The 25,674-nt window shown below is 65.0% G+C and carries 26 protein-coding genes; 15 read left to right on the top strand and 11 right to left on the bottom strand.

Features of this window, described 5'->3' with window-relative positions; translation table 11 throughout:
* Positions 1–84: 84 nt before the first annotated feature.
* Positions 85–963 carry a heme-binding protein gene (locus METLW4_RS23710; protein ID WP_018264686.1) on the bottom strand — a complete coding sequence of 293 codons (879 nt, stop codon included), beginning with the start codon at positions 961–963 and terminating at the stop codon, positions 85–87.
* A gap of 203 nt (positions 964–1,166) precedes the next feature.
* Positions 1,167–1,598, bottom strand: a complete 432-nt coding sequence (locus METLW4_RS0102780) for a hypothetical protein (protein WP_198290163.1) — start codon at positions 1,596–1,598, stop codon at positions 1,167–1,169.
* A 358-nt stretch (positions 1,599–1,956) separates the two neighbouring features.
* On the opposite strand from METLW4_RS0102780, the gene METLW4_RS0102775 reads away from it, so the two are divergent.
* From METLW4_RS0102775 to METLW4_RS0102755, 5 genes are read left to right on the top strand one after another with little or no spacing between them, the layout of a single operon-like run.
* Positions 1,957–3,693: a GspE/PulE family protein gene (locus METLW4_RS0102775; RefSeq protein ID WP_018264684.1), complete on the top strand. Its 1,737-nt coding sequence runs from the start codon at positions 1,957–1,959 to the stop codon at positions 3,691–3,693.
* Between the two features lies 1 nt (position 3,694).
* Positions 3,695–4,915 (top strand): type II secretion system F family protein, encoded by a 1,221-nt coding sequence (locus tag METLW4_RS0102770; protein ID WP_018264683.1) that lies wholly within the window; start codon positions 3,695–3,697, stop codon positions 4,913–4,915.
* Positions 4,912–5,364 (top strand): prepilin-type N-terminal cleavage/methylation domain-containing protein, encoded by a 453-nt coding sequence (locus METLW4_RS0102765; protein ID WP_018264682.1) that lies wholly within the window; start codon positions 4,912–4,914, stop codon positions 5,362–5,364. The genes METLW4_RS0102770 and METLW4_RS0102765 overlap by 4 nt, the downstream gene beginning before the upstream one ends.
* Complete coding sequence (locus METLW4_RS0102760) at positions 5,349–5,756, top strand: hypothetical protein (RefSeq protein WP_018264681.1); 408 nt, start codon at positions 5,349–5,351, stop codon at positions 5,754–5,756. Before METLW4_RS0102765 ends, METLW4_RS0102760 begins: the two co-directional genes overlap by 16 nt.
* On the top strand, positions 5,753–6,364 hold the full coding sequence (locus tag METLW4_RS0102755; RefSeq protein ID WP_018264680.1) for a PulJ/GspJ family protein: 612 nt from the start codon (positions 5,753–5,755) through the stop codon (positions 6,362–6,364). The genes METLW4_RS0102760 and METLW4_RS0102755 overlap by 4 nt, the downstream gene beginning before the upstream one ends.
* Here the strand turns inward: METLW4_RS0102755 and METLW4_RS0102750 are convergent.
* Both METLW4_RS0102750 and METLW4_RS0102745 read right to left on the bottom strand, forming a co-directional pair.
* Complete coding sequence (locus METLW4_RS0102750; protein WP_018264679.1) at positions 6,349–6,969, bottom strand: prepilin peptidase; 621 nt, start codon at positions 6,967–6,969, stop codon at positions 6,349–6,351. The two genes, METLW4_RS0102755 and METLW4_RS0102750, sit on opposite strands and share 16 nt — an antisense overlap.
* The gene (locus METLW4_RS0102745; RefSeq protein WP_018264678.1) at positions 6,966–7,337 is read right to left on the bottom strand and encodes a hypothetical protein; all 372 of its coding nucleotides are present in this window, start codon (positions 7,335–7,337) and stop codon (positions 6,966–6,968) included. The genes METLW4_RS0102750 and METLW4_RS0102745 overlap by 4 nt, the downstream gene beginning before the upstream one ends.
* 294 nt (positions 7,338–7,631) lie before the next feature.
* Between METLW4_RS0102745 and METLW4_RS0102735 the strand changes: the two genes are divergently transcribed.
* Positions 7,632–8,438, top strand: coding sequence for an ABC transporter permease (locus tag METLW4_RS0102735; RefSeq protein ID WP_018264676.1), 807 nt, complete (start codon positions 7,632–7,634; stop codon positions 8,436–8,438).
* 66 nt (positions 8,439–8,504) lie between these two features.
* Complete coding sequence (locus METLW4_RS0102730; RefSeq protein WP_018264675.1) at positions 8,505–11,042, top strand: hypothetical protein; 2,538 nt, start codon at positions 8,505–8,507, stop codon at positions 11,040–11,042.
* 13 nt (positions 11,043–11,055) lie between these two features.
* Here the strand turns inward: METLW4_RS0102730 and METLW4_RS0102725 are convergent, their stop codons facing one another.
* The 3 genes from METLW4_RS0102725 to METLW4_RS0102715 form a co-directional block, all read right to left on the bottom strand.
* Entirely contained in the window at positions 11,056–11,679 is a 624-nt protein-coding gene (locus tag METLW4_RS0102725) for a putative 2OG-Fe(II) oxygenase (protein ID WP_018264674.1), read from the bottom strand.
* A gap of 14 nt (positions 11,680–11,693) precedes the next feature.
* Positions 11,694–12,122, bottom strand: coding sequence for a hypothetical protein (locus tag METLW4_RS23705; protein ID WP_018264673.1), 429 nt, complete (start codon positions 12,120–12,122; stop codon positions 11,694–11,696).
* Between the two features lie 98 nt (positions 12,123–12,220).
* Positions 12,221–14,206, bottom strand: coding sequence for a hypothetical protein (locus METLW4_RS0102715; RefSeq protein WP_026191200.1), 1,986 nt, complete (start codon positions 14,204–14,206; stop codon positions 12,221–12,223).
* Between the two features lie 223 nt (positions 14,207–14,429).
* Between METLW4_RS0102715 and METLW4_RS0102705 the strand changes: the two genes are divergently transcribed.
* From METLW4_RS0102705 to METLW4_RS0102690, 4 genes are read left to right on the top strand one after another with little or no spacing between them, the layout of a single operon-like run.
* A complete protein-coding gene (locus METLW4_RS0102705) occupies positions 14,430–15,266 on the top strand; it encodes a peptidyl-prolyl cis-trans isomerase (protein WP_083919304.1) in 837 nt (278 codons plus the stop codon).
* A gap of 8 nt (positions 15,267–15,274) precedes the next feature.
* Complete coding sequence (locus METLW4_RS0102700) at positions 15,275–16,243, top strand: HupE/UreJ family protein (protein WP_018264669.1); 969 nt, start codon at positions 15,275–15,277, stop codon at positions 16,241–16,243.
* Positions 16,244–16,255: 12 nt separating this feature from the next.
* A complete protein-coding gene (locus METLW4_RS0102695; protein ID WP_018264668.1) occupies positions 16,256–16,861 on the top strand; it encodes a HupE/UreJ family protein in 606 nt (201 codons plus the stop codon).
* Positions 16,858–17,475, top strand: coding sequence for a HupE/UreJ family protein (locus METLW4_RS0102690; RefSeq protein ID WP_018264667.1), 618 nt, complete (start codon positions 16,858–16,860; stop codon positions 17,473–17,475). The genes METLW4_RS0102695 and METLW4_RS0102690 overlap by 4 nt, the downstream gene beginning before the upstream one ends.
* Positions 17,476–17,479: 4 nt before the next feature.
* Here the strand turns inward: METLW4_RS0102690 and METLW4_RS0102685 are convergent, their stop codons facing one another.
* The 4 genes from METLW4_RS0102685 to minC all read right to left on the bottom strand — a co-directional run bounded on the left by METLW4_RS0102685 (position 17,480) and on the right by minC (position 20,661).
* Positions 17,480–18,646 (bottom strand): SGNH/GDSL hydrolase family protein, encoded by a 1,167-nt coding sequence (locus METLW4_RS0102685; protein ID WP_018264666.1) that lies wholly within the window; start codon positions 18,644–18,646, stop codon positions 17,480–17,482.
* A gap of 132 nt (positions 18,647–18,778) precedes the next feature.
* The gene (gene minE, locus METLW4_RS0102680) at positions 18,779–19,060 is read right to left on the bottom strand and encodes a cell division topological specificity factor MinE (protein ID WP_018264665.1); all 282 of its coding nucleotides are present in this window, start codon (positions 19,058–19,060) and stop codon (positions 18,779–18,781) included.
* On the bottom strand, positions 19,057–19,872 hold the full coding sequence (gene minD / locus METLW4_RS0102675) for a septum site-determining protein MinD (RefSeq protein ID WP_018264664.1): 816 nt from the start codon (positions 19,870–19,872) through the stop codon (positions 19,057–19,059). Before minD ends, minE begins: the two co-directional genes overlap by 4 nt.
* 15 nt (positions 19,873–19,887) lie before the next feature.
* Positions 19,888–20,661, bottom strand: coding sequence for a septum site-determining protein MinC (gene minC, locus METLW4_RS0102670; protein ID WP_043332063.1), 774 nt, complete (start codon positions 20,659–20,661; stop codon positions 19,888–19,890).
* Between the two features lie 557 nt (positions 20,662–21,218).
* Between minC and METLW4_RS0102660 the strand changes: the two genes are divergently transcribed.
* From METLW4_RS0102660 to METLW4_RS0102645, 4 genes are all read left to right on the top strand, one after another.
* Entirely contained in the window at positions 21,219–21,542 is a 324-nt protein-coding gene (locus METLW4_RS0102660; protein ID WP_018264661.1) for a hypothetical protein, read from the top strand.
* A 76-nt stretch (positions 21,543–21,618) separates the two neighbouring features.
* The gene (locus tag METLW4_RS0102655; RefSeq protein ID WP_018264660.1) at positions 21,619–22,725 is read left to right on the top strand and encodes a glycosyltransferase family 4 protein; all 1,107 of its coding nucleotides are present in this window, start codon (positions 21,619–21,621) and stop codon (positions 22,723–22,725) included.
* Positions 22,722–24,308 (top strand): glycosyltransferase family 4 protein, encoded by a 1,587-nt coding sequence (locus METLW4_RS26220; protein WP_051079610.1) that lies wholly within the window; start codon positions 22,722–22,724, stop codon positions 24,306–24,308. Before METLW4_RS0102655 ends, METLW4_RS26220 begins: the two co-directional genes overlap by 4 nt.
* Complete coding sequence (locus METLW4_RS0102645; RefSeq protein WP_018264659.1) at positions 24,308–25,600, top strand: glycosyltransferase; 1,293 nt, start codon at positions 24,308–24,310, stop codon at positions 25,598–25,600. Before METLW4_RS26220 ends, METLW4_RS0102645 begins: the two co-directional genes overlap by 1 nt.
* The last annotated feature ends 74 nt before the right edge of the window (positions 25,601–25,674 follow it).

The following is a 25,674-nucleotide window of genomic DNA, read 5'->3' as shown; positions in this document are numbered from 1 at the left end:
ATCCGTCGGCGATTTCCAGAGAAAAGAGGAAGCGGCCCGCCGCTTCCTCCTCATGTTCGACAGCTTCTCGACCTCGCCGAAAGATCAGCGCACGGCTTCCAGACCGGCCGGCGTCAGATTGTCGCCATTGAGGGTGGGAGTATTCAAGCATTTGGGATGCCCAAATCCTTTTACGCTGAGACCATTGCCGCCCGTCGTTCCGCCGACATTGTCGGGTATGTCATAGATGATCGTGTCGGGGTTCGACGCATTGGGCGCCACGCCGCCGACGCCAGCGGTCTTGAGGTAATCGAGATTGAGGCCGCGGCGCAAATGCCAAGCCACCTGATGATCGGTGCAGGAGGTGTCGCCGCTGACGCCGACGCCGCCGACCTTCCCGCCTGCCGAGCTGAACAGAGCGAGGCCGCCGCCGAAAACATTGACGCCGCCGATCGGGCGCCCGACCATCGGATCATTGGCGGTGCCGAAGGTCGCCGGATCGTCGGGCCGTCCGTTGCGCTGGAAATAGGCGTCGGTCGGATCGACCGGATTGCTGAACTGCAGGCCATAGAGACTGCCGCCCGGCTGAACGGCCGCATAGAGATTGGCGGTGGACAAAGCCAGCGCGCCATTGGGAGAAGCCGCGCCGCTGCTGACTTTGCCGAGGCTCAGACTATTCGCCGTCGCGGCTTTCTGAGCCGAGATCACGCGGCTCGCCAGCCATTGATCGGTAAAGGAGCCACCCGAAAAGGCGACCGCGCAGACGGTTCCGTCATTGGCGACGACGGTTGCCCACATGTTGAAGCCGAGACCGCCATTGTTTGCGCCGCTTTTGACGGCCGCCCGGAGGGCCGACGTCAGCGTCGCATTGTTGGGCAGGCCTCTGCAGGAATTGACGCGCGCGCCAGGATCGAAATCCAAAGCGAGCGCGAAGCTCGAAGACGCAACCAGAACAGCGCTGGCGAGCAAGCCACTTCTCAGCATATTTCTCTCCCTCTCAATAGATTCGTTCGACTTTCAGGGCTGGCCATCAAATCCGATCCAGCGACGACGAAATGAGACGTTTGTCGAAACGGTCGGCCAGCGCAGACGGCAATAGCATTTTTTTCATTTACGGCAAAGCTTAAGACGGTTCTCCTCCGTCGGCGAGCCGAGACGAACGATGAGGCGAAACCCTTTCGCTCGCATCACTCGACGAAGGGCGCCGCGCGCAGGCGTTGGCGCCGCGCCGCGGAGGATTCGCGCCGCGCCGGGCCGACATCCTCGCGCGGCGGCGGCGCGTCGATATCGACAGCCTCTTCTTCTTCCGAACTCTGTGAGGCTTGCTCCGCGGCGGCCTTCGCTTTCGCCTGAAAGCGCCCGACGGGCAGAATAGGCGCGAAGCCGGCGACGATATGCGGCGTCGGCTCGATCGCGTGTGAGATCGGCTGCGCCACGAACGCTCGCGGCGGCGTCTCCACCGCGATGACCGGCGTCACCGTCGGCGCGCCGCCGGTCATGATCTCGACGCCGAGCAATGTCGGCCGATAGGCCTCCTCGGCGTCCGCATCCTTCTCGCATAGACGATATTTCGCTTCGCATTTCCAACGCGTCGAGAAGCGCGCGATACGCTCGCGCAATTCGATCAGCGAATTGCCGAATGCATGCGCGCAGCCCTGTCGCGAGAATCGCCCGGAAGCGACGCAGGCCTCTGCCGTAGCGAATAAATATGACGTTCCCGCCACAGCGCGCGGCGCGACGAGACAAACGGACGCGATCGCCGCGAAAAATAACAAAATATGAGACGCGCGCCGGCCCCGGCCGAGGGGGCGGCGCCTCGGCTCCATCGACGCCGACGACATTGACGCTCGCTCGTTCGCTGCTCGGCGCGATTGCGCCTGGAACGCTGCGAGGCTACCATCCGATCCCGCGAAGCGCCAGAGCTTGGCCAGCAGACCGCAGCGGGGACATTTTGAGATTTTTCGACGAGTGGCGACGATGATCGACGGCGCATATTCGCAAGGGACGCCGCCCCGTCCGCACATCGACGGCGCTGCGCTGCTGGAGCAATTCGGCGCTTATCTGCTGAGCGAGAAGGTCGTCGACGAGCTGGCGCTGCAACGCTCGCAGCGCGCCGCGCGGCAGAGCGGCGAGCGTTTCGATCATGTGCTGACCAAGCTCGGCCTCGTTTCCGAGAATGATCTCTGCATTCATCTCGGCAGATTTCTGCGCATTCCCGTTATGTCGGCGGAGGAGACGCCCGGCGAGCCGGTGCTCGAGGCGAAAATCCCGAAGAAATTCATCCGCGCCAATGGGATTCTCCCGCTCGCCGCGACGCAGGAGCGGCTGACACTCGCCGTCACCGATCCGCTGGAGAACGGCCCGATGGAGGCGCTCGCCTATTCCACGGGCCTCGCGCTCGAATTGCGCATCGCGACGCCGGCGCTGTTCGAGAAAGCCTGGGCCAGCCTCTATGGCGAGCGCTCCGAGGGCTCGGCGCTCGTCGAGGCCGACATACGCGCGGAAGACGCCAGCGATTTCGATCTGCAGCGCCTGCGCGACATCGCCAATGAGGCGCCGGTCATTCGGCGCGTCAATCAGATCGTCGGCGGCGCGATCGAGGCGCGCGCTTCCGATATTCACATAGAGCCGGGACTCGACGCGGTGCAGGTGCGCTATCGCATCGACGGCGCGCTGCGCACGGTCGACACGCTGCCGCCGGGATTGAAGGCCGCCATCACCTCGCGCATAAAAATCATGGCGCGGCTCGATATCGCCGAGCGGCGATTGCCGCAGGACGGGCGCATCAAGCTCGCCGTGCGCGGCGTCGATATCGATTTTCGCGTCTCCACCATTCCGACCGCGCATGGCGAGAGCATCGTGCTGCGCATTCTCGACCGCAGCCAGGTGGCGCTCGATTTCGAGGCGCTCGGCTTCGAGCCCGGCGTCATCGCCTCGCTGCGCAAGGTGATGCGCAGCCCCAATGGAATCGCGCTCGTCACCGGCCCGACCGGCAGCGGCAAGACGACGACGCTGTACACGGCGCTCAAGGAGCTGGCCAATCCAGAAGTGAAAGTGTTCACTGTCGAGGACCCGATCGAATATCAGCTCGCCGGCGTCAATCAGGTGCAGGTGCAGCCGGCCATCGGCCTCGATTTTCCGACCAGCCTGCGCGCCATGCTGCGCCAGGACCCGGATATCATCATGATCGGCGAGATTCGCGACGCCGAGACGGCGAAGATCGCCATACAATCGTCACTGACCGGCCATCTCGTCTTCTCGACGCTGCACACCAATAGCGCGGTGGGCTCGATCACGCGCCTCATCGACATGGGCGTCGAGCCCTATCTCATCGCCTCGACGGTGAAGGCGATCATGGCGCAACGCCTGGTGCGGCGTCTCTGCCCATCCTGCAGCAGCCCGCTGCCGGAGCGCGCGAGCTGGCGCAGCCGCCTCGCCGGCGAGGCCTTCACGCGCGAGCCGGAGCGGCTCAGGCAGCCGGTCGGCTGTCCCGCATGCCGCCACACGGGCTATGCCGGCCGCTCGACCATCGCGGAAATGCTCATCATGACCGAGCCGATGCGACGGCTCGTCTGCGAGGCGGCGCCCGAGGCGACAATGACGGCGGCGGCGCGCGAAGCCGGCATGACGACGATGTATCAATGCGGCATGGGCAAGGCATGGCGCGGCGAGACCAGCGTCGACGAGGTGCTGCGCGTGACGCAGGTCGATTGACATGTCCAATTTTCGCTATCGCGCCTATTCGTCGATCGGCGATCTGATCGAGGGCGACATAGAAGCGCGCTCCAGCGAGGACGCCGAGGACGCATTGTGGCGACGCGGGCTCACGCCGCTCTCGCTGCGCGAGACGCGCGCCGGCGCCAAGGGCTCGCTGCTGTCTCTGCAATTTGGCGCGCGCAAGCCCTCGCCCGCCGATATCGCCTCCTTCACGCGCGAGTTCGCGACGCTGGAGCAGGCCGACGTTCCGCTCGACCACAGCCTGCGGCTGCTTTCGACGCAGAGCGCGACGCCCGCCTTGCGCGCGCTGGCGGACGAAATATTGCGGCGCGTCGTCGATGGCGCGTCTCTCTCCGACGCGCTGGCGACGCGGACCGATCTCTTCGGCCCCGATTACATCAACATCGTGCGCGCTGGCGAGACGATGGGCAATGCGGCGCAGGCGCTCGGCGACATGGCCGATATTTTGGAGCGCCGCCTCGAGATGCGCGCGCGCATTCAGAGCGGGCTCGTCTATCCGGCGCTGCTGATCGTGCTGGCGATCGTCTCCACAGCCGTGGTGCTGAGCGCGCTCGTTCCCAATATCGCGCCGATCTTCGTCGACAGCGGCCAGCCCATGCCGGCGGGCCTGCAATTCGTCATCGATGTCGCGGCGCATTGGCGATGGGCCGTCGGCGCGCTCGCGCTCATCATCGCGCTCATCGTCTCGCTGCGCCGCTATGCGGCGGCGAGCCCGGATTTCGGCGTGCGTTTCGATCGCGCGCTGCTCGCTCTGCCCTATGCCGGGCCGCTGAGCGCCAAATTGCAGACGGCGCGCTTCGCCTACACGCTCGGCTCCTCGCTGAAGGCCGGCGTGCCGCTGCTGCAAGGCCTCGAGAGCGCGCGGGCCGTGCTGTCGGATCGCTATTTCTCGGCGGAGCTGGCCAAGGTGATCGAGTCCGTGCGCGGCGGCGGCGCGCTGAGCTCCGCCCTGGAGCGGGTCGAGCGTCTTCCGCCGACGACGGCGACGATGGCGCGCATCGGCGAGGAGGCCGGGCGGCTCGACGACATGCTGCTGCGCCTCGCGGCGATGTTCGAGCGGCAGACGCAGCGCAGCCTGGAGCGCGCCGTCGGCCTCATCACGCCGAGCCTGACGATCCTCATCGCCGCCGTCGTCGGCGGGCTGGTGATGACGGTAATGGACGCCGTTCTCGGCATCAATGATCTCGCTCTGCGATGAAGCCGCCGCGCACGCGTCGGCGCGGCTTCTCCTTGCTGGAGACGCTCGCCATTCTGCTGATCATCGCGCTGCTCGCCGGAATGGCGGGCCAATTCGCACGCCGGCCGTCGCCGCGCCTGCGCGTCGAGAGCGCGACGCGCGCGCTCTGCGCCGGACTGCGGGCGACGCGCATGCGCGCCATCTCCACCGCCAGCGAGCAGGCGCTGACGATCGACCTGCGGCGCAAAGCTTTCTTTTCTCCGGCCGTCGCCGAGACGGCGCTGCCGGAGGACGCCGCTATAGAGCTGGCCGTTTCGGCGCGCGAGCGGACGGAGCCCGCGCGCGGCGCCATCGCCTTTTTCCCCGATGGCGGCTCCTCGGGCGGCGGGCTGACGATCGGCGTCGCTGGCGCGCGCGCGGAGATCGACGTCAATTGGCTCACCGGAGCGACGCGATGCGCCTTTCATTAGCGCGGCGCGGCTTCGCGCTGGTCGAGGCGCTGGCGGCCTTTCTGATCCTGGCTCTGGTGCTGGGCGGGCTGCTGCAGGGCGTCGGCTTCGGCGCCCGCAATGAGAGCCGCGGCGATTTCCTGCTGCGCGCGGCGCGCCAGGGACGCTCACAGCTGGAGGCGCTGGGCGTCGCCGCGCCGCTCGCCATGGGCGAAAGCTCAGGGCGCTATGCGGACGGACTCGTCTGGAGCCTTTCGGTCGGCCCCTGCCGCTCCGCCGCCGACTCCGGCGGCCTCGGCGAGATCGTCGCCTGCCCCGTTGCGCTCGCCATACGCCGTCCGGGCGACGCCGCTCCTGGCGACGCGCTGACGCTGCGCACGGTCAAGATCGACGCCAATCGGCCGGCGCAATGAGACTCCCGCGCCGCGCCCGCGGCTTCACCCTGCTCGAAGCGCTGCTCTCCATCGCGCTGATGTCGCTGATCGTCGGGACCATCGCCGGCGGCTTTCGGCTCGGCAAGCGCGTCTGGGAGACCGGTCGCGACTATGAAGGCGTGCAGGAGGTGGAGGAGGCCGCCGGCGCGCTGGAGGCGATCTTGTCCCGCGCCTTTCCCGTTCAGCTCGACAGGCGGGACGGCCGGCCGACGGTCGCTTTCGAGGGCCGCGCCAATCGCATTCGCCTGGTGACGACCAGCGATGGCGGCGCGGATTGGGGCGGCCTGGCGCTGACCGAAATCTCCGCATCCGCGGACGACCTCGACGTGCGCTCCGGCGTGCTGCGGCAGGAGGCCTGGTTCGGCGGCGGCGGTCCGTCGCGCTCCGCCACGGCGCTGCGCGGGCTCGCCGCCTTCGAGCTCTCCTATTTCGGCGCGCCGGAGCCCAATGCGCCGCCCGTCTGGACCAATGAGTGGGTGGATCGCGACGCCCCGCCCAAGCTCATCGCCGTGCGGCTGGCGGGCGCGCGTCGCGGCAAGCGCATCGACGCCTCATTCACCGTGCGCATTCGTCAAAACCCGCTCTGAGCCGCCTCCAGCGGCCCGAGGCTCCAGCAGAGCCAGAAGCCGAGCGCGAGATGTGGGCCGAAGGGGATGGGCTGCGCCATATGGCCGAGCGCGCCGTCGCGCGCCGCGATCAGCGCCGAAAGGAAGGCCGAGACCACCGCTATGAGCAGGCAGCCGGGCAGAGCCGCCGGCCCCAGCCACAGGCCGGCGAGGCCCAGCAGATGCGCGTCCGCGAGGCCGAGCCCGGCGCGCCCACGCAGCAGCCGAAAGGCCATGTCGACCGCTCGCAGAGTCGCATAGCCGCCGGCCGCGCCCGCGAGGCGCAGCGCCGCCTCTTCGCCATCGGAAGGCAGCAGGGCGAGGCCGAGCAGCAGCAGGACGATCAGCGGCCCGTCGGGGATGATGAGGAAGCGCGCATCGAAGACAGCGGCCAAAGCCAACGCCCCGAACAGAACCAGAGTCGGCGCCGCCCACCATCCGAGCTGCGCGAAATCGACAAATGTGAAGGCGAGAGCGACGAATGCGATCCAGACGACATGCGCCAGCGCGCGCCCTTCGCCGCGCGCGGTCGCCGCCCGGACGGCGGTCTCGACGAGCGCAGCGCGGCGGCGCGCCGGGACGCTCAAATATCGACGTAGATCTCGCAGCCGAAGGCCGAGACGGGAAGATGCGCGTCGTCGAGAATCTTGGTCCAGCATCGCCCGACGCCGCTGATCATTCGAAACAGATAGACGCCAGTCTCGTCCTCGAGACGCCGCTCCCGGACATGACGATAGCCGAGATAGTTGAAATAGGAGATGGCGACGTCGCCGTGACAGCGATAGAGGATCTGTCGCGACAGGACATAGACGAAGCTGCGGTCCTTCGCCTCGTTGACGCAATAGGAATAATGCGCGAGCGCCTCCGGCTCGACGCTGACGCCGGACGGCGCCGCCGAGCAGGGCGCGCCGAGCGAGAGGGCGCAAATCGATATGACGCTCGCGGCTCTGCGCATCGAAACGCCCCATTTCGCAAAGAGGCCGCCAATGCGAAACGCGCTGGCCTCCGACAATTCTATCTAAGTGAAAGCCGCCGCCGGATCAAGAAGCTCCGCGTCTCGCGCGCCCGCCGCGCCGATCTTGCCGGCGCCCGAGGATTGCGATATCGAATCGAGCCGCGCAAGCGCCCGGCTCTATCGAGCTCCGCGCCGCATGGGCGCCATATTCGAAACCTATTCGAGGCGAAACCCTTCGCCCAATGATCCGCGCGCTCCGAGCGGGAGATCGCCAAGCCCGAGTGGAGGCAGCCCATGTACGCCACGCAGAGCGCGACATCGGAATTACAGGACGCGTTCCGGCGCCAGCGGCGCGTGCTGCTCGCCTTGATGCTGCGCAATATTCGCACGCGCTTCTTCGGTCACGGCCTCGGCTATCTGGTGGCGATCGCCTGGCCGCTCTTGCATACGCTGGTCATCATCCTGCTCTTCGTCTTCAACGCCCGCATGGCGCCCATCGGAGAAAGCACCATGCTGTTCGTCGCGACCGGCGCCATTCCTTTCCAAGTCCAGGCCTATCTCTCCACCTTCATGATGACGTCCGTCCTTCAGAGCCGGCCGCTCTTCGCCTTTCCCGAGGTCAAGGTAATGGACGCGCTGATCGCGAGCATTGTGCTCGAGATCCTCTCCTCCTGCATGGTCGTGCTGATTCTCCTCATTCTCGGGACTGCCGCCGGCGAAAATTTCACGCCGCGAGACATGGAGCAGGCGGCGGCGGCCTATGGCGCCGCGATCATATTGGGCGTCGGCGTGGGGTTCTTCAACGGCGCGCTGGCTCTCGCAATGCCGATGTGGGCGATGCTGTTCTCTCTGATCCGCATTTTGCTATGGTTCGCTTCGGGCACCGTTTTTCTGCCGGACAATCTGCCGGAACCCTATCGCACGATGCAATCCTACAATCCGATCGCGCAATCGATCGAATGGATGCGCTACGCTTATTACGATGGCGTGGGCGCCGGCTTTTTGGACCGCGCCTATGTGCTCGAATTCGGCGTCGGCATGATTTTCGTGAGCCTGCTGATCGAGCGCATGACCCGAGGCCATCTGCTGTCGCTGCGCTGATCGTCATCAAACCGTATCGAAGGCGCGATACGCGAGGAATTTCGCGGCTTCACGGATAATGAGACGATGCGGACCTCTATCGATCCAGCGCGCCGGGCGCAGATCGAGCTCACGGCGCTGATTGCGATCACCGTCGCATCGGGCTTCGCCGGTCTCGGCTATGAGATCGTCTGGACGCGCATGGCGAGCCTCGTCGTCGGCTCCGAGATGATGGCCGTGCTCGGCGTGATCGCCGGATTTTTCGCCGGCCTCGCGCTCGGCGCCTTCCTTCTCGACCGCCTCATCCGCGACACGCCTGCGCCCTTTCTCGCCTATGCTCTGCTGGAAGCGGCCATCGGTCTGTGGGGCGCGGCGAGCGTCCTCGTCCTCGAGCAGGCTGCGCGCATCGCGCCGGCGCTGCTCGGCGTCGATCCCTCTCCCGCGGCGCTATGGGCCGTCGGCTTCGCCCTACCGGCGCTTCTGCTGCTCCCCGCGACGACGGCGATGGGCGGAACGCTCGCCGCCCTCGCCCGCATGACCAAGGCGCTCTCAGGCGATGCGCGCGTCTCCGCCGGCGTCTATGGCGCCAATACGGCGGGCGCGGTGCTCGGCGCGCTGGTCTCTGCTTTCTGGCTGATGCCGCAGCTCGGCCTGTCGCGAACTCTGCTCGCGCTCGCCTGCGTGAACGCGGCCTGCGCGATCGGCGCCGTCGCGCTGCAGAGACGGGTCGAGCCGAGCCCCTCCCCTCGCACGTCGCCTGCGAGCGCGACGCGCCTGCTCTGCGCTCTTTTCACGACCGGCTTTCTCGGCATCGCCTTCGAGATGACGATCGTGCGGCTGGCCGCGCAGATTCTCGAGGACACGGTCTACACATTCGCGAGCCTGCTCGCCGCCTATCTTCTCGGCTCCGCCGTCGGCGGCCTGGCGTGGCAGAAATTCGGCCGGCGCTTCGGCGACGCCGCCGCCGGCTGGCTGCTCGCGGCGACCGCCGCCGCCTGCCTTTCGACGACGGCGCTCGCGCCGAGCGTGCTCAGCGCCGCGGAAAAGGCGGGCGGCTTCGGCGTCGCCGGCGAGCTCGTCGCCGCATTCGCGCTCTTCGCTTTGCCATCCATCGCCATGGGCGCGCTCTTCGGCCGATTGGCGCAGCAGGCGCAGGATTTGCGCGGCTCTCTCGGCTTCGCGGTCGGCGTCAATAGTCTCGGCGCCGCGCTCGCGCCCTTCGTGACGGCGCAATTTCTCATCCCGACATTCGGCGCATGGCGCGCGACCATACCGATCGCGCTCGGCTATCTGCTGCTGCTGCGTCCCCGTCTCGCCGCGCTCGCGCCCATGGCGGCGCCGGCTCTCGCTGGCGCTCTGCTGCTCGCCCTCCCGGCGCCCTCCTTCATTCGCGCGCCGCAAGGCGGACGCGTGCTGGCGACGCTCGATGGCCCGACCGTCACCGCCAGCGTCGTCGATGACGCCGCCGGCGTGCGCTATCTCGATCTCAACGGCCATTTTCGAATGGGCGGCACCAGCTCGGCGCGCTCCGACTTCCGCCAGGCGATGCTGCCGCTGCTGCTGCATCCGGCGCCGCGCGAGGCGCTCTTCCTCGGCGTCGGAACGGGAGCCACGCTCATCGGCGGCGCCATGACGCCCGGCGTCGACGCGCAAGGCGTCGAGCTGTCGCCGGAAGTCGTGGCGCTCCTGCCATGGTTCGCCGATGAGACGCGCTCCCTAGAGCCGAAGGTGCATGTCGCCGACGCCCGGCGCTACATTCTCGCCGATCGCGCGAAATATGACGTGATCGTCGCCGATCTGTTTCATCCGGCGCTGGATGGAAGCGGCGCGCTCTACACAGTGGAACATTTCGCGGCGACGCGCGCGCGGCTCGCGCCCGGCGGCCTCTTCTGCCAATGGCTGCCGCTCTATCAGCTCGATCTGCCGTCCCTGCGCGCGATCATTCGCAGCTTTCTCTCCGCCTATCCCCACGCGTCGGCCTGGCTCAATCATTACAGCGTGCGCACGCCCATGCTCGCGCTGATCGGACGCAGCGATGACGCGCCTCTCGACATGGACGCGCTTTCCGCACGGCTGAGCGAGCCCGCGACCGCGGCCGTCACGCGCCCGCTCGGCCTTTCCACGCCGATCGATCTGCTCGGCCAATATGCCGGCGGCCCGCATGCGCTCGCTGCTTTCGCCGGCGCCGGGCCGCTCAATGTCGATGATGCGCCTTTCGTGACCTTCGACGCGCGCCGCAATGTTCGCGCGCTGACGGCGCCGCCCTGGACCACGCTCCTCGCCGTGACGCGCGAGATGACGCCAGACGCCGCAGAGCTCGCGCGCGACGATGACGCGCTCGCGCGGCGCCTCTCCGCCTATTGGCGCGCACGCAATCATTTCCTCGAGGTCGGCGCCGCTCTGCCCGGCGATCCACGCGGCCGCGCGCTCGTGGACGCCGCCGCTCCGGGATTGCTGGAGACGCTCCGCATCAGCCCGGAGTTCGATCCGGCCTATGCGCCGTTGATGGCGATGGCGCGATCGCTCGGCGAGTCGAGCCGCGAAGAGGCGACGCGCCTGCTGCAGGCGATCGACGAAGCCGCGCCGCAAAGACGAAACTCGCGCGGAGAGACTGGCGGCGAGTGATCGCGCGCCATTCTCACGGAGCGAATTTGATCTGATAGCCCCAGCAATCGAGACGATCGGGGATCGCGTTGAAGGCGACCGTCACCCGCACGCCGCCCTGATTCTTCGGCACCTCATGATAGAGATAGCTCGGAAACAGGATGAGATCGCCCGGCTCCGCCTCGGGAACCACATATTTTCCGGCGTTGAAAGGCCCCATCGAAGCAGAGCGCGTGTGATGCCGAAAATTGAACTCGAATCCGCCGGGCGGCCGCACGAAAGCGGTGCGGCTGCCAGGATGCGAGGGCGTGAGATAGAAGACGCCAGAGGCAAAGCTGTTGGCGTGCGAATGAAGCGCCTGATTGCCGCCGGGCTCGAGCACATTGGTCCACATTTCCTTGACCATCCATTCCAGCCGCTCTCCGAAGAGAAGCGCGCCGAAATCGACGAGCTTGGGAATAGCGAGATCCGACATGCGGCGAAACAGCTCGTCGCTGCGCGGGTCGGCGATCTCCGTATGAAAGAGCTGCTCCGAGCGAAGGTTTTTCTCGATGCGCGCATTGCCGATCGCTTCGACAGCCGCCTCGACGAGCGCCGCGTCCAGAAGGCCGGGACAGCGCATCAGCGGAATGGGAAAAAGCGGCTCGATCTGATCCATCTTTCGTCCTCGGCCTATTTTCGCGCTTTGTCGCGCATGGGCTTCTTCTCTGCATCCTGAGCGGGCGCCGGCTTCTCGTCCGGCCGCAGCACGCCGAGCGTTTCTCCCGGCCGCAGCTGGTGCCGCAGCTCGCGCACCTCATCGGCCGCCGCCGCCGCCCAATCGAGGCAATCGTCGAACTCGCCATTGCCGGCCTCGACCATCGACTGATGCAGATGGCGCTCCGCAATGTAGCGCGAGGGATGCTCCTTCGGCAGAGCATCGGCGAGCGCCCGCGCCTTTTCCACCGCGGCGACGCAATCCTCGCGCGTCGGCTCGGCGTCCGCAGCCTTCGCTGTCGTTTCGACGATCGCAGCTGCAGGCGCCGCGGGCGCGCGCGCAGTTGTGGGCGGCTCTCGCCGCGCTGCGAGCAGCAGCGCCGCGCAGACGAAAATATTCGCCATGAAAACAAGCACAGCCCGCATCGCCATAGAACCCGCAAAACGAGAAAGCCGGCGACGATAAATCGCCGCCGGCGTTTGAGCTACGCGAAAGAGAGCGATCAATCGCGCTCGGCGTGTTCCTCGCGCCAGCGATCGAAACCGTTCTGGATGGCGAGACGCCGCGCGAGCTCGGCGTTCTGCTCGACGAGCAGCTTCGGCGAGCCGACAGGACGCAGGAAAATCGGGTTTCCGTAGAACCAGAGATTGGACCAGGCCTGCACGTCATGGGTCACTTTCTTGACGCCATTGACGGATTCGAGATGCGCCGGGCAGGAGCTGTCCGTGCAGCTGACCGCCGCATTATTGGCGTCGAGCAGCGGATTGCCGGCGCTATCCGTCACATTGGGAGTCGCGACCGGAATATTGGTGCCGCGCGCGCGAATATAGCCCGGCTCCGATCCCATGGTGAATGTGGTCTCGAAGGAGAGGCGCGTCGAGCCGTCGCGCTGCTTCTTGACCTTCATGTTCCGCCAATTGATCTGCTTGGCGATCGCCGCCGTCGGATTGTAGACGATCGACGCGCCGGCGACGCCAGCGGCGTTGGCCACGGCGTAATTGGGCGCGCTCGGCGACACGACGCCGGTGATCTTGCCGGTGATGAGATCGATGTGATCGATCGACGGCTTGTTCAGCGGCTGATGCTGGCCGATCTGCGCCAGCAGCGGATTGTCGAAGCTATAAGGGCTGTTGTTGGTCGCCGGAACGGTCAGCTCGACTTCGAGCACGATCTTCTCGCCAGGACGCGCGACGATCGTCTCGCCCATCGTCTTCCACTGGCCATGCGCGCTGGCGCGGAACTCGAAATCCGGGCCGATGACGTCGCCATTCACCGAATAGCTGTTGCCGGAACGCATGCCGTCGATGATCGACTGATTGCGGAAGCCTTCCGTCCGCGGAACATAGAGCTTCGTATATTCGCCCGGAATGAAGTCCGCCGTGGTGTAGCGATCACGCGCGCCGAAGGCGCCGCGCTGATGCCAGTCCGAGCTGATGAACATGAAGAAGTTGCGGCCTTCCGCGAGCAGGCCGTCCCACAAGCCGCCGACCTTCGCCGTATAGACGCCGACCATGCCGTAGGTGCCGCCGCCGACCGCGCCGGAGCCATAAGAGCCCGACCCGCCGGTCAAGCCGCCTTCCGCCATATGGCCTGGAGACTCGATGCCGAAGGCGACCGTCGGCGCCGCATTGTTGAAGTCGCGGAAATGCTCGATATTGTAGCCTTTGCTGGCCGTCGCCGAGAACGGCCCCTGGCGCTCCGTATGCGTCGGGATGGCGTAGGACTGCAGCGGGTAGTTCGCCTGCAGCCATTTGACGCCTTCCAGCGCCTTTCCATGGCCGGCGGTTCCCGAATTGTTGACATTGTCTTTGCCGGGCCACAGCGGGTTATTGCTGAGATCCACCGGGCCTATGCTGTCGGTGTCGCCACGGTCGAAGCGGAACTCGAACTCCGCCATCTTGTCGGCGTTGCCGCCATGACGCGGATGCTGGCCGGCGATCACCGCCACATCCGTATGCTCATGGCCCGGAACGACCCATTCGAGGCCTTCGACGAGCACCTTGTCATATTGCGCGGAGCGATTGACGATGATCGGATATTCGACCTCGCCGATCGACTGCCAGCGCCACATGTTCGCATTGGCGCCGGTTCCATTCGCCGAGCCTTTCAGGCCGGTGATGGTGATGCCCTGAATGGTCTGGCCGATCGTCTGCGACCAGGTGGTGGTCGTCTCGCCCGGGATGTTGGCGCTGGTGTCGGCGAAGCGGCAATCGCGATTGCCCGAGCCGCCATGATTGCCGAGCGTGAACCAATCGAGATCGAAATTGGTTCCGCCAGCGGCGGCCTGACCGGTTCCGACCGCGCGATCGATCGTGTAGCCCGCGGCGACGGAGCCGTCGGTGCAGGTATTGTGGTTGTGCATGTCGCCGGCGACATACGGATTATTCTTGCGCGACTCCTCGCCGAATCCCCCTGCGGACGCCGATTGACCCAAAGCGATCGTGACAGACGCGGCAGTCAATAGAACCGCTGATTTCGAACGGTGCATGCCAATCCCCCGCAAAAACCTAGACGAGCCCCCCAGCGTCGAGCGACGCATCGGCGCGCGGAATATGGAAGAACGACAACGACAGTCTTGTGACCGTTTCATTACAAGGACGCGCTTTTATTCATGCTGGAACGTGTTTTTTTCATCAAGGAGCCGATGACAAAGCGCATGCGTCGATGCATAAGGCTGCTCTCGCGACATATTCGAAAAGCATATGGTCTCGATGGTGAAGTCACTCTCCTCAGCTCTCCTTCGGAATCGGCTCGGCGACGCGGCGCGACGCCTTCGCGGCGAGCCTCTCCTGCATTTTCTGGCGATCGGCGCGCTCGTCTTCGCCGCCGACGCCGCGCTGCATCCCCCGCCCAAGGACGAGCGCGTCATCACGGTGAGCAAGGCGCTACGTCAATCCTTCATTGATAATTTCGACGAGGACAAAGCGCGCGCTCCCTCGGACGCGCAGCTGCAGGCGATGATCGACAGCTGGGTGGCGAGCGAGATTCTCTATCGCGAGGGCAAGGCGCTCGGCGTCGATCGCGGCGACGACATGATCCGCGACCGCATCGCCTATAAGCTGCAGCTGCTCATCTTCGATCAGATCAAGCTGCCGCAGCCGAGCGAGGAGCGATTGCGCGCCTGGTTCGAGCAAAATCGCGACCGCTTCGACGAGCCGGAGCGCGTCGGATTCTATCTCACGCCCGCCGCCGATTCCGCCGAGGCGGCGCGCTGGCTCGAGGAAATCTCGGCCGGTCATGAATCGGAAGAGCTTCGCGAGCGCACGCGCGCCATTCTCGCGCGTCCCGTCACCAGCCTCGCGCCCGCCTTCGGCGAGAAATTCCGCGACGATCTGCTCGCGCTGCCGCAAGGCAGCTGGGCGAAGCTGCAATCGAAGGAAGGCTGGCACATCGTTCGGCTCGACTCGCGCCGTCCCGGCGAGCCCGCGCATTTCGAGGATGTGCGCGACGAAGTCTTGCGGCAATGGCGCGTCGACGAGACCCGCTCGCGCGCATGGGAGGCGGTCAACCGGCTGAAGGCGTCCTATACCGTGCGGATAGAGCCGTGAGACGAGCGATGCGACTGCTCGCGGCATGGATCGTCGCGGCGACGCTACTGGCGCCCGTGGCGCTGCTCGCGCATGAATCCTCGCTGGGCGTTCTCGAATTGCGCGAGGTGCGGCAAGGCGCCTATGTCGGCCGCTGGACGATGGAGCCGACGATCGGCGCCGCGCGCGTCGATCTGCGCGCGCCGCCGCATTGCTTCTTGCGCATGCCGCAACTCGAATGCGGCGCCAAGGGCCTCATCGGCGCGATGACGATCGGCAATCTCGGCTCGAGCATGTCGGCGGCGCTCATCAAGATCATCCCGCTGCAAGGCGAGGCGCACAGCTACACCATCACCTCCGCCAATCCGACGGTCTCTATTCTCGGCTCCGAGGCGCCGACGCTGGAGAGCTGGATCGCGCTCGGCGCGACCTATCTGAATTATGGCGTCGACCATATTCTGCTCGGAGCCGATCATCTTCTCTTCGTCTTCGGCTTGATCTGGATCGTCGGCGTCGGCCGGCGGCTCGTTTCGACGATCACCGCCTTCACCATTGGGCACAGCATATCGCTGGCGGCGGCGGCCTTCGGCGTGATCGGCGTGCCGGAGCGGCCGCTCAACGCCTGCATCGCGCTCAGCATCGTCTTCGTCGGCGTCGAAATCGTGAAGCAGCGACGCGGCGAAGCGGGATTGACGGCGCGCTATCCATGGGCCGTCGCGGGGGGATTCGGCCTCGTTCACGGAATCGGCTTTGCGAGCGCGCTCGCCGGGCTCGGCATCGAAAAGCGCCTGCTGCCGGCGGCGCTCGGCTTCTTCAATATCGGCGTCGAGATCGGACAGCTCGCCTTCGTGCTTCTCACTCTCGCGCTCATCTGGGCGCATCGCCGCCTCGGCGCTGTTCTCCCCGGCTCGCGCGATCTTCTTCCCGGCTATGCGATCGGCTCGATCGCCGCCTTCTGGTTCATCGGCCGACTTCTTCGCGTGCTCGCGATCGATTGAGGAGCCTTGCCCATGTCGTCCCGTCTCCGCCTCTTCGTTACCGCTCTTCTCGCGGGCGTCGCGCTCGCCTCGCCCGCTCTCGCGCATGACGGCGAAGGCGTGGCGGGCGGCCTCACGAGCGGCTTTCTGCATCCATTGACCGGCGCGGATCATCTCGTCGCAATGGTCGCCGTCGGTCTTTGGGGCGCGCAGCTCGGCGCGCCGGCGATCTTTCTGCTGCCTATCGCCTTTCCGCTCGTCATGGCCTTGGGCGGCGTGCTCGGCGTTCTGCATATTCCGCTGCCGGCGCCGGAAATGATGATCGCGCTATCGGCGCTTCTTCTCGGCGCCGCCGTAGCGATGTGCGTGCGGCCGCCTGTCGTCGTCGCCGCGCTCATCGTCGCGCTCTTCGCGATCTTCCACGGCCACGCGCATGGCGCCGAGCTGCCCGGCGCCGCCGACCCTATGGCCTATGGCGTCGGCTTCATCACCGCCACCGGGCTTTTGCACGGATTCGGCATCCTCATCGGCGCCTTGTCGCGATGGCCGCTCGGCGCGCGCGTCATCCAGGGCCTCGGCGCGTCGATCGCGCTGCTCGGCGGCTATTTTCTGTTCGTCGGCGCGGGCGTCGCAGGATGATGCGCCGCTCGCGACAGGCCGGCGTCGGCGCGCTCTTTCTGCTGCTCTCGGCCACGAGCGCGAAAGCGCATATCATCGGGGCGCGGCTCGGCGATTTCTACGCCGGCGCGGCGCATCCTCTCACCGATCTGAAAGATGTGACGCTCTGGGTCGCATTGGGCATGCTCGCCGGCTCGCTCGGCGCAAAGCAGACGCGGCCGCTGCTGCTGCTTTTCCCCTTCGGCCTCGCCATCGGCGTCACGGGCGCGATGGCGCTGAATGTGACATCGGAAGGCGCATTGCTCGCCGCCGGCGCTCTGGTTCTGCTCGGCGCCCTTCTGGCCTCGGCGGCGCCCATTCCCGCCGCCGCGCTGGGCGGATTCGCATTGGTTCTCGCGGCGATGCGCGGCGCCGCCAACGCCGCCGCCATAGGGCCGGAGACCAATCGCCTGCTGTTCGTCGCCGGACTTTCCGTCGCGGGCTATGTGATCGTCACGCTGGTCTCGGCGGCGACGCTCGCATTTCGCGGCGACAACGCCGATGCGCGCGCGTGGCGCTCCGTCGCCATTCGCGCGCTCGGCAGCTGGCTCGCCGCGCTCGGGCTGATGATGGGTGGATTGGCCTTGGCGTCCTGACGCCTCATCGGCGACGAAACTTCTCTATGAGATCAGCGGCGAGCAGGCGGTTGCCCTCGGCGTTGAAATGCACGTCCGCCCAGAAATAGAGATCGCGCACATAATCCGCGTGTCCGCTCTTATATTGAACGAAGGCGGGAAAATGATCGAAGTAGCGCGCGCATTTTTCGGCGCACCAATCGCGCCAAATCTGCGCTTGCCGCGAATTCTCGACATCATAGAGAAGCTGATGCGGCCAGGGGTAGACGCCGACCGAGAGCGCGATTCCGCGCGCGGCCAGCAGCTCATGGAGACGATCCATCTGCTGCAGCGCCTTGCGCACGCCGCCGGCGACGCCTGCATCGCCATAACAGCTCGCCTTATCGTCGAAGGTCCAGGAGGCGCGGCTCCAATCACGACTATAGACCCGGCCCGGCCGCATCAGCTCCGACAGGCTGGCGCTGGCGTTCGCCGCATTGGCTTTCTTGACGAATAGAAGATTGGAAACGAATTCGGCGACGAAGGATCGCTTCTCCAACCAGCCGGGCGGATCACGCGGCAGCAGCTGATAGGCGCTCGGCAGACATTTTTCTGGATTGGGCGTGAACACGCCGAGCTCCAAAACGCCCTTATCGTCGTAGCGATAAGAAATGGCCTCGTCTTGAATGTCGGAAATGTCGATGTAGACGATCGCCTCGTCGAATTTCAGACCCTTGTCGAGATAATATTTCAGCTTCTCGTAATAGGCGGAGGGCGCATAGCTGGAGACGCCCGCGTTCAGCACGTCGATCTCGGGAAAAGCCTGCGCGAAGCGGCCGACGAAAGTCTGCTCATAAGGCAGACCGACGCCCTCGGTGAAGGAATCGCCGATAAAGACGATGCGTCGACGGTCGGAAAGCAAGGGAACATTGCGCGCCGCCGCATCCTTGAAGCCGAGCGAATTGGTGAATATGCGCGGCGTATAGGGCCCCCATACGTCATAGCCGTCGAAATTTGGACGCAGCGTATGGGTGAAGACGGGATCGCGCGACCGCAGCGCATTCTCGCCGTGGTCGAGGAAAGGGTTGGTCCAATTATAGACGCGATGAAGAATGAATTCCGTCGCCGCGAGCAGGGCGATCGCCAACGCCACATTGAAGAGAACGAGGCCCGATAGGCGCAATGCGCGCGCCCTTGTGGTCGAGACCGCCATCGCCTCCTCCAGCTCGTCGCGGACGCCTCTCGACGTCGATGCGAGGAGGCTTAGGCGACCAGAGAGGCGGGCGTCAATTCGCGATGATTACGTGATGCGAGCGGCGGATCGCCGCCGCTCGCCTCGTCAACGTCACGCCGCGGCGTCGGCGATCGCCTCGCGCGCCGAGGCGCTGGTCGAAATCTCTATATCGATCTCGAGCAGCGACATGTCGTCGCCCTCGCGCAGCTTGACCTCCACCTTCTCCGGGTCGATCTCTATGTGCTTGGAGACGGCGGCGAGCACCTCTCTGTGCAGCAGAGCGACGAGATTGGAGTTGGACACGGATGCGCGCTCATGCGCGAGCAGAATCTGCAGACGCTCGCGCGCGACCGGCGCAGATGCGCGGCGATTGAAAAAATTGAACAGCTTCATGCCGCCCTCCGACCAAACAATCTAACGAGAAGCCCCTTTTTGTCGGACGGTATGTCCATCGGCACCTCGGCGCCGCACAGGCGCCGCGCCGCATCGGCATAGGCGCGCGACGGCGCGCTCGTGCCGCTGTGGAGCGTGACCGGAGATCCGACATTGGAGGCGCGCAGGACATCCTCGCTCTCGGGAATGATGCCGAGCAGCGGGATCGACAGAATTTCCAGCACATCGTCGACATTCAGCATCTCGCCGCGCGCGGCGCGGCCGGCGTCGTAGCGCGTCAGCAGCAGATGCTTCTCCATGCGGCCGCCCTTTTCGGCGACCTCCGTCTTGGCGTCGAGCAGGCCGATGATGCGATCCGAATCGCGCACCGATGAGACCTCGGGATTGGCGACGACGACGGCCACATCGGCGAAGCGCATGGCGAGCGTCGCGCCACGCTCAATGCCCGCCGGGCTGTCGCAGACGATCCAGTCGAAGCGCTCGCGCAATTCGTCGATGACGCGGCGCACGCCCTCCTCGGTCAGCGCGTCCTTGTCGCGCGTCTGGGAGGCGGGAAGCAGATAGAGATTGTCGAGCCGCTTGTCGCGAATGAGCGCCTGATGCAGCTTGGCGTCGCCCTGCGCGACATTGATGAGGTCATAGACGACCCGCCGCTCCGCGCCCATGACGAGATCGAGATTGCGCAGGCCGACGTCGAAATCGACGACCGCGACCTTCTGATTCGACTGAGCCAGCGCGGCGCCGAGCGCGGCGGTCGACGTCGTCTTGCCGACGCCCCCTTTGCCGGAAGTGACGACCAATATCTTGGGCATTTTATACCGTCCCTCTCAGTCGAGCTTGATGATCTTGATCGTTTCGTCCTCGAGCCTTGCGTGAACCGCGCGTCCGCGCACGTCGTCTCGAATTTCGTCCGCCGTCATATAGAAGCCGCCGACGGCCAGAAGCTCCGCCTCGAGGCGGCGGCAGAAAATGCGCGCCCGCGAATCGCCATAGGCGCCCGCCATGATTCGGCCGCGCACGGTTCCGTAGACGTGGACCGAGCCGCCCGCGACGATGTCGGCGCCGGAGGAGACCGAGCCGATGACGATCACATCGCCATCGGGATGAAAGATGGACTGGCCCGAGCGCACCGCCGTCTCGACGATGAGCGGCGCGGCGCTTCGCTCCGGCTCATGGGGCGGCTCCGCGCCGGCCTCGCCGCCGCCGAGCGCCTCGGCGATCTCATCGAATGCGGCGCGCTCGCTCGGCGACAGGCTCGGCGCCTCGCCGCCCTCGGCGGGCGGCTCGTCGGCGACGATGGAACGGCCATTGGTGAGGATCGGCGGCAGGTCGTCGCACGCCCAGGCGGGATCGACGCCGGTCAGCCCCATGATGCGGACGCCACGGCCGGACAGCTGCTCCACCAGCTCCCCGACGGTGTCGCGATCGAGTCCCAGCCTGGCGACGTCGATGACGATCGCCTTGCGGGAAAAGAAGGCGGGCGAATGTTCGAGGCAGGCGTCGAGCCGCTCGAACCATCCGGCGATCGGCGCATCCGGCTCCAGGGCCAGGACGGGGAAGGATCGGCCACGAAAACGAATGTGAGTCGAAGGTTGGGTCAACGGCGGACTCGGCTCCAGCTGCGCCTTCATCTCACGCCGTCATGGTTAACAATAGGTTAAATTACCTAAAGGTAAATTCGGAGAAAGTGGGGATTGGCCATGCGGGCGCGACCCGCGGACAAGATCGAATGGTCCGAAGCGTGCTTGTGGAAAGGAATGAGATCGACCATCGGCGCGAGCCTGCCTCGCGCTTGGGCGCCCCGCGAACAAAGCGAGCGCCTCTCGCCTGCTCGCTCGGCGCCGTCGCCTCGTCCGCGACGACGCCGCGAAATATCGCCGTCGCGTTGCACGCTTTATCGACGACGACGCACGAACGACATGTCATGGGCTTTCGATAGCAATGGCCGCGCGTTGACATATCGACAGTCCGCTTTATACAACTGCGGCTGCGAGCTTACAAAAAATGGAAGGCTCTTATGAATAAAGTGATATCGACAACGGAGAAGCGACGACTATCCGAATTCGCGCATGCGCTCGTCACTCGCGCAAGATCGCAACCACAGGGTGAAACATCGAGCGAGCTGCCGCCACTCACATTCACGAGCGGCGTTTCGACGATGGATTCCCTGCTGCTCCATTTGACTGAACAACGCAATTACCTCCTGAAATTCTCCGCGCAGATTTCCGCGCAGCTTCTCACCCTCTCCTCGACCATCGATCGCCTGTCCACGGAAGTCGCCAAGGTCGGCGGCGAGGTGGACGGCTTGAGACGCGAGCGAGAGGCGCTGCAGCAGGCCCTCGAGGACGCCAAGCAGGAGATGAACGATGTCGCCGAAGCCGTCGTCGCCGGCGTGACGCAGCAATTGGAGCAGCAGATGGAGGTGTTCGGGCCTCTGGCGCGCGCTCCCTCCTCGGCGGAGACGGAAGCTTCGGGGCTTTGATCCAACAGTTCTCCGCTGTGGCGGAGACGCCCCGTCTTGGCGGCTCGATTTCGAAACATCTGGCTGGTGAGGATGAATGTCACGTGTTGTTCAATATCATCCCTCGGTAATTAGCGCCGACGCCATCGGCGCCTCGATTTCATCCCTTCATCAGATCCTTCGAGAGCGCGGCGCCGCGTCCTATGTGGCGTGCGCGGATTCCACTATCGCCACGAGCGATTATGCGACGCTCTCGACCTCCATGCTGAAACGCATGGCTTGGAGCGACACGGATCTGCTGCTGCTGCATTATTCTTTTTTCAATGAGGAGCTCGAAGCGCTGCTGGACCTGCCCGTCCGCAAGATTCTGATCTACCACAATGTCACGCCGGGCCATTTTTTCCGCGGCCAGGGCTCGATGAGCTGGCTCGGGGACATGTGCGACCATTCCCGCGCGCAGATGCGGCGCTTCGCCGGCGCATTCGAGAAAGGCGTCGGCGATTCGGACTACAACACCGCCGAGCTGAGAGAATTCGGCTTTCGGGAACCCGTGACGATCCCGGTGTTTTTCAACGACGCTTTTTTCTCGTCGCGCGAGCTCGACAATCAGCTCTATCTCGACATAAAGGCCGCGTCAGAGGTCAATATCGTCTTCGTCGGACGCTTCGTTCCCAATAAGCGGCACGATCTGCTGATCGACACTCTGGCCGCCTATAAGAGGCTCTTCGGCCGCTCGGCCTCGCTGCATCTCGGCGGCAAGATTTGGGGCGACGAATATTTCCATGGGCTGCTGGGGCGGGCGGTGCAGGGCGGCGTCCTCTCCGACATCAAAATCTATCAGAACGCCAGCGGCCTCGCGATCAAGACGCTGTTCGCCGCCGCCGACGCCTATATTTCCATGAGCGAGCACGAAGGCTTCATGGTGCCTGTGCTCGAGGCCTTCACGGTAGGCTGTCCAGTGCTCGCCTATGCGGGAACCGCAGTGGGCGAGACGATGGGCCCTGCCGGCATCAAATTCGACACGCTCGATCCATCGATCCCCGCAGGCTATCTGGAGCTCTTGCGTCGCGATAAGACGCTGCGCAACAATATCGTTCGCGAGCAGGCGGACCGTGCGACGGACTTCTACTCCGAAGCGACCGCGAGACGGTGGCTCTCATTCTTAGAGGGATTCGTCGACATCTCCGCGGGGTTGCACTCATGATCATCGCATATGACGCCGGCGCCTTTCAGCAGTCGATCAGCGGTGGAATTTTCAATGTCTCCGTCGGCTTTTTGAACGCCGCCGCCAGAGTCGCCCCCGACGCCGAATTCGTTTTCGTCGCCGACCCGTTTTTCGGCGAGGTGCGGCCAGACGCCTTGGCGGCGTTGGCCTTCAGACCGCGCGTGATCTATCGCAGCGTGCTGAAATCCTCCGGCTCCTTCTCGCTGCGCACAAATCGGGAGCGCGTGCGCTTCGAGGTCGACGGCCGCATCGTCCCGACGGAGCAGACAACGACGCCGGACGGCGTTTGCTATTATTACGACGGCCCGACGCCTCGGCATAGATTGTTGCTGCGCAGCCGAGCGGCGCGTCCTTGCGACACGATGAACTCGCCGGACAGCCGCAGCCTCGGCGTCGCCCTCAGCAAGATCGTCATCGAATCGGACAAGGGATCGCAGGAGTTCGCCTTCGACGACGCCCGCCTCACCAATGGCTATCACGACCCGGAGAGCGCTTGGCGCTGGACCAATGGCGCCGCCGAAATCCCGCTCGAATTTTTCCCGCGCGTCGAAACGGCGCGCGTCAGCGTGCATATTCGGCACAAGGTCGTCTACAGCCTGGCGGACGGCCGCTTCGATCGTCGCTACAATGGCGTCGTGCAAGCGGCGATCGAGCAGCGGCGCGCCTACAATTTGCAGGAGCTGGGCCGCGAGCTGCGTGAAATGGGCGCGACCGTCTATTTCGCGAATCACTTCATTCCGATCGCCATCCCGGGGCTCGCTCTGGCGAGCTGGGCGCATGACGTCATCCCGATCCTGTTTCCGAACTTCTTCGGCAAGGACGCGATCGAAAATTTCGCCAATGTCATCGATGTATTCAAACGCGCCGATCACATTTTTTGCAACTCGGAGACGACCCGCAAGGACATTATCGACAATGTCGGCGTCTCTCCCGAGCGTCTGACGACCTCATGGATCGGCCCTGGGGCGATCGGGCCGCGCCCCGCTCCCGTGGTGGACGCGGCGATCGCCAAATTCGGCCTTCGTCGAGACTATATTCTCAATGTCGGGACGCTGGAGCCGCGCAAGAACCATGTTCGTCTGGTTCAGGCCTATGACGAATTTCGCCGCGGCGTCGACCATCCGCCGCAGCTCGCCATCGTCGGCTCGCATGGGTGGGGATATGACGAATTGGTGCGGCTGATCGCCAACAGCGGGCTCTCCGAGCATGTGAGAGTGCTGAGCGGCGTCGACAATGACGATTTGTCGGCGCTGTATTCGGGCGCGATGTTCGTCGCCTATCCCAGCGTCTATGAAGGATTCGGCATGCCCGTGCTGGAGGCCATGGCCTGCGGCGTCCCGGTCTTGACCTCACAGGAAACCAGCATGCAGGACATAGCGAAGAACGCCGCCGTTCTCGTGGATCCTTTGTCGGTGAGCTCGATCGCTCAGGGACTGCGCGAGCTCTCGCTCGATTCCGAGCTGCGCTCGCGCCTCGCCTCCAAAGCAAAGGAGGCCGCGTCGCGCTTCGATTGGGACCGCGTCGCCAAAACAATCATCGATGTCTTGAAAGGAACGCGCTGATGAAGATCGTTGTCCTTTCCACATTCGACATCACCCCGGTCCGCGACGGCGGGCAGACCCGTTACGTCTCGGTCTACAAGAATATCGCGAAAGAGCATGACGTCACGCTCATCGCCTATGATTTCAAGCAGACCGATCACATAAGGCGCTATAAGCTCGCCGACCGTTTCGACGTGATCGTTTTCCCCGCGGCGCCCAGCGACCAGCATCACGTCTGGCACATAATGGAGAAGACGCGGCGCCTCGCGCATGATGTTCTCTGCATAAGGGAATATCATTTCTCGGACGAGTTCGTGCGCGACGCGCGGCAGATCATCGGCGCGGCCGATGTCGTCATCTCCTCGCATCCCTATCTCGCGCTTCTGGGCTTCGGCTTCGCCAAGCGGAACGCCCTCAAAATATATGAAGCGCACAATGTCGAATATGACATAAAGGAGCAGCATTTCCGCGGCGGACTCGGCGCGGCGCAGCTCGATTCCTTCGTGGATACGGTGTTTCACGCCGAGAGAATGGCCTGTCGCGAGGCCCATTTCGTGACCACTGTGAGCGCCCATGACGCCGAGCGCATGGCGCAATTATACGATGTGCCGCGCGGCAAGATCACTGTCGCGCCCAATGGCGTCGATTGCTCCCAATATCCGGTCTGGGACAAGGCGAGCCGCGACGAGCTTCGCAGCAGGCTGCAGATCGGCGACAAGACGCTGGCCGTCTTTTTGGGCAGCGGCTATGGGCCGAATGTCGAATCCTATTCCAAGGCGCGGCAGCTGCTGGCGCAGGCAGGTTTCGACGGCGCTGTCGCCTTGATCGGCTCGATCGCGCAGGCCGACCGCACCGGCTGGCCCGATGTTCCCTTCGACGAGCTGTGGTTCGATTACGTCGAGGACGATCTCAAGATCGCGCTCCTGAGCTCGGCGGACATCGCTCTGCAGCTGCTGTTTTCCGGCGGCGGAACCAATTTGAAGCTCTTCGACTATATGGCGGCCGGATGCCTGATCGTCGCCAATGAGTTCGGCGCACGCGGCGTCGCCGCGGACGGATGGCATGTAGCGGCTCAGAATGAGAGCGAGCTGCAGACATTGCTGCGCGAGCGCGTTTGGGAAACCGAGCGCGGCGAGGCGATCCGCGCGAAGGCGCGCGCCATCGCCAAGGAGCAATTCGACTGGTCGATCATCGCCAAGAAGATCACCACGCTCTTCAGCCCGCGTCTCGATATGGCGGCTACGGAGGCGGCCGCCGCCGCGCTCGCCGATGATTCCGAGCAGGCTCCGAGTAGAGAGGCTCTATCCGCGTAAACAGCGAGCGCGATAAGTGCGGGAGCGTCGGCCGACTGCTTGCGACGAGCGGGCGACGCCCCCGAGCGCCGGCG

The sequence above is a fragment of the Methylosinus sp. LW4 genome (genome assembly GCF_000379125.1).
In the GTDB taxonomy this organism is placed as follows: Bacteria; Pseudomonadota; Alphaproteobacteria; order Rhizobiales; family Beijerinckiaceae; genus Methylosinus.
The sequence above is the reverse complement of the archived record's forward strand: the minus strand, read 5'-3'. Positions and strand labels throughout refer to the sequence as shown.

Bases quoted from the DNA above. Each gene is read 5' to 3' on its own strand.
- METLW4_RS23710 (WP_018264686.1), bottom strand. From the start codon at position 963: ATGCTGAGAAGTGGCTTGCTCGCCAGCGCTGTTCTGGTTGCGTCTTCG.
- METLW4_RS0102775 (WP_018264684.1), top strand. From the start codon at position 1,957: ATGATCGACGGCGCATATTCGCAAGGGACGCCGCCCCGTCCGCACATC.
- METLW4_RS0102770 (WP_018264683.1), top strand. From the start codon at position 3,695: ATGTCCAATTTTCGCTATCGCGCCTATTCGTCGATCGGCGATCTGATC.
- METLW4_RS0102765 (WP_018264682.1), top strand. From the start codon at position 4,912: ATGAAGCCGCCGCGCACGCGTCGGCGCGGCTTCTCCTTGCTGGAGACG.
- METLW4_RS0102760 (WP_018264681.1), top strand. From the start codon at position 5,349: ATGCGCCTTTCATTAGCGCGGCGCGGCTTCGCGCTGGTCGAGGCGCTG.
- METLW4_RS0102755 (WP_018264680.1), top strand. From the start codon at position 5,753: ATGAGACTCCCGCGCCGCGCCCGCGGCTTCACCCTGCTCGAAGCGCTG.
- METLW4_RS0102745 (WP_018264678.1), bottom strand. From the start codon at position 7,337: ATGCGCAGAGCCGCGAGCGTCATATCGATTTGCGCCCTCTCGCTCGGC.
- METLW4_RS0102735 (WP_018264676.1), top strand. From the start codon at position 7,632: ATGTACGCCACGCAGAGCGCGACATCGGAATTACAGGACGCGTTCCGG.
- METLW4_RS0102730 (WP_018264675.1), top strand. From the start codon at position 8,505: ATGCGGACCTCTATCGATCCAGCGCGCCGGGCGCAGATCGAGCTCACG.
- METLW4_RS0102725 (WP_018264674.1), bottom strand. From the start codon at position 11,679: ATGGATCAGATCGAGCCGCTTTTTCCCATTCCGCTGATGCGCTGTCCC.
- METLW4_RS23705 (WP_018264673.1), bottom strand. From the start codon at position 12,122: ATGGCGAATATTTTCGTCTGCGCGGCGCTGCTGCTCGCAGCGCGGCGA.
- METLW4_RS0102715 (WP_026191200.1), bottom strand. From the start codon at position 14,206: ATGCACCGTTCGAAATCAGCGGTTCTATTGACTGCCGCGTCTGTCACG.
- METLW4_RS0102705 (WP_083919304.1), top strand. From the start codon at position 14,430: ATGGTGAAGTCACTCTCCTCAGCTCTCCTTCGGAATCGGCTCGGCGAC.
- METLW4_RS0102700 (WP_018264669.1), top strand. From the start codon at position 15,275: ATGCGACTGCTCGCGGCATGGATCGTCGCGGCGACGCTACTGGCGCCC.
- METLW4_RS0102695 (WP_018264668.1), top strand. From the start codon at position 16,256: ATGTCGTCCCGTCTCCGCCTCTTCGTTACCGCTCTTCTCGCGGGCGTC.
- METLW4_RS0102690 (WP_018264667.1), top strand. From the start codon at position 16,858: ATGATGCGCCGCTCGCGACAGGCCGGCGTCGGCGCGCTCTTTCTGCTG.
- METLW4_RS0102685 (WP_018264666.1), bottom strand. From the start codon at position 18,646: ATGGCGGTCTCGACCACAAGGGCGCGCGCATTGCGCCTATCGGGCCTC.
- minE (WP_018264665.1), bottom strand. From the start codon at position 19,060: ATGAAGCTGTTCAATTTTTTCAATCGCCGCGCATCTGCGCCGGTCGCG.
- minD (WP_018264664.1), bottom strand. From the start codon at position 19,872: ATGCCCAAGATATTGGTCGTCACTTCCGGCAAAGGGGGCGTCGGCAAG.
- METLW4_RS0102660 (WP_018264661.1), top strand. From the start codon at position 21,219: ATGGATTCCCTGCTGCTCCATTTGACTGAACAACGCAATTACCTCCTG.
- METLW4_RS0102655 (WP_018264660.1), top strand. From the start codon at position 21,619: ATGTCACGTGTTGTTCAATATCATCCCTCGGTAATTAGCGCCGACGCC.
- METLW4_RS26220 (WP_051079610.1), top strand. From the start codon at position 22,722: ATGATCATCGCATATGACGCCGGCGCCTTTCAGCAGTCGATCAGCGGT.
- METLW4_RS0102645 (WP_018264659.1), top strand. From the start codon at position 24,308: ATGAAGATCGTTGTCCTTTCCACATTCGACATCACCCCGGTCCGCGAC.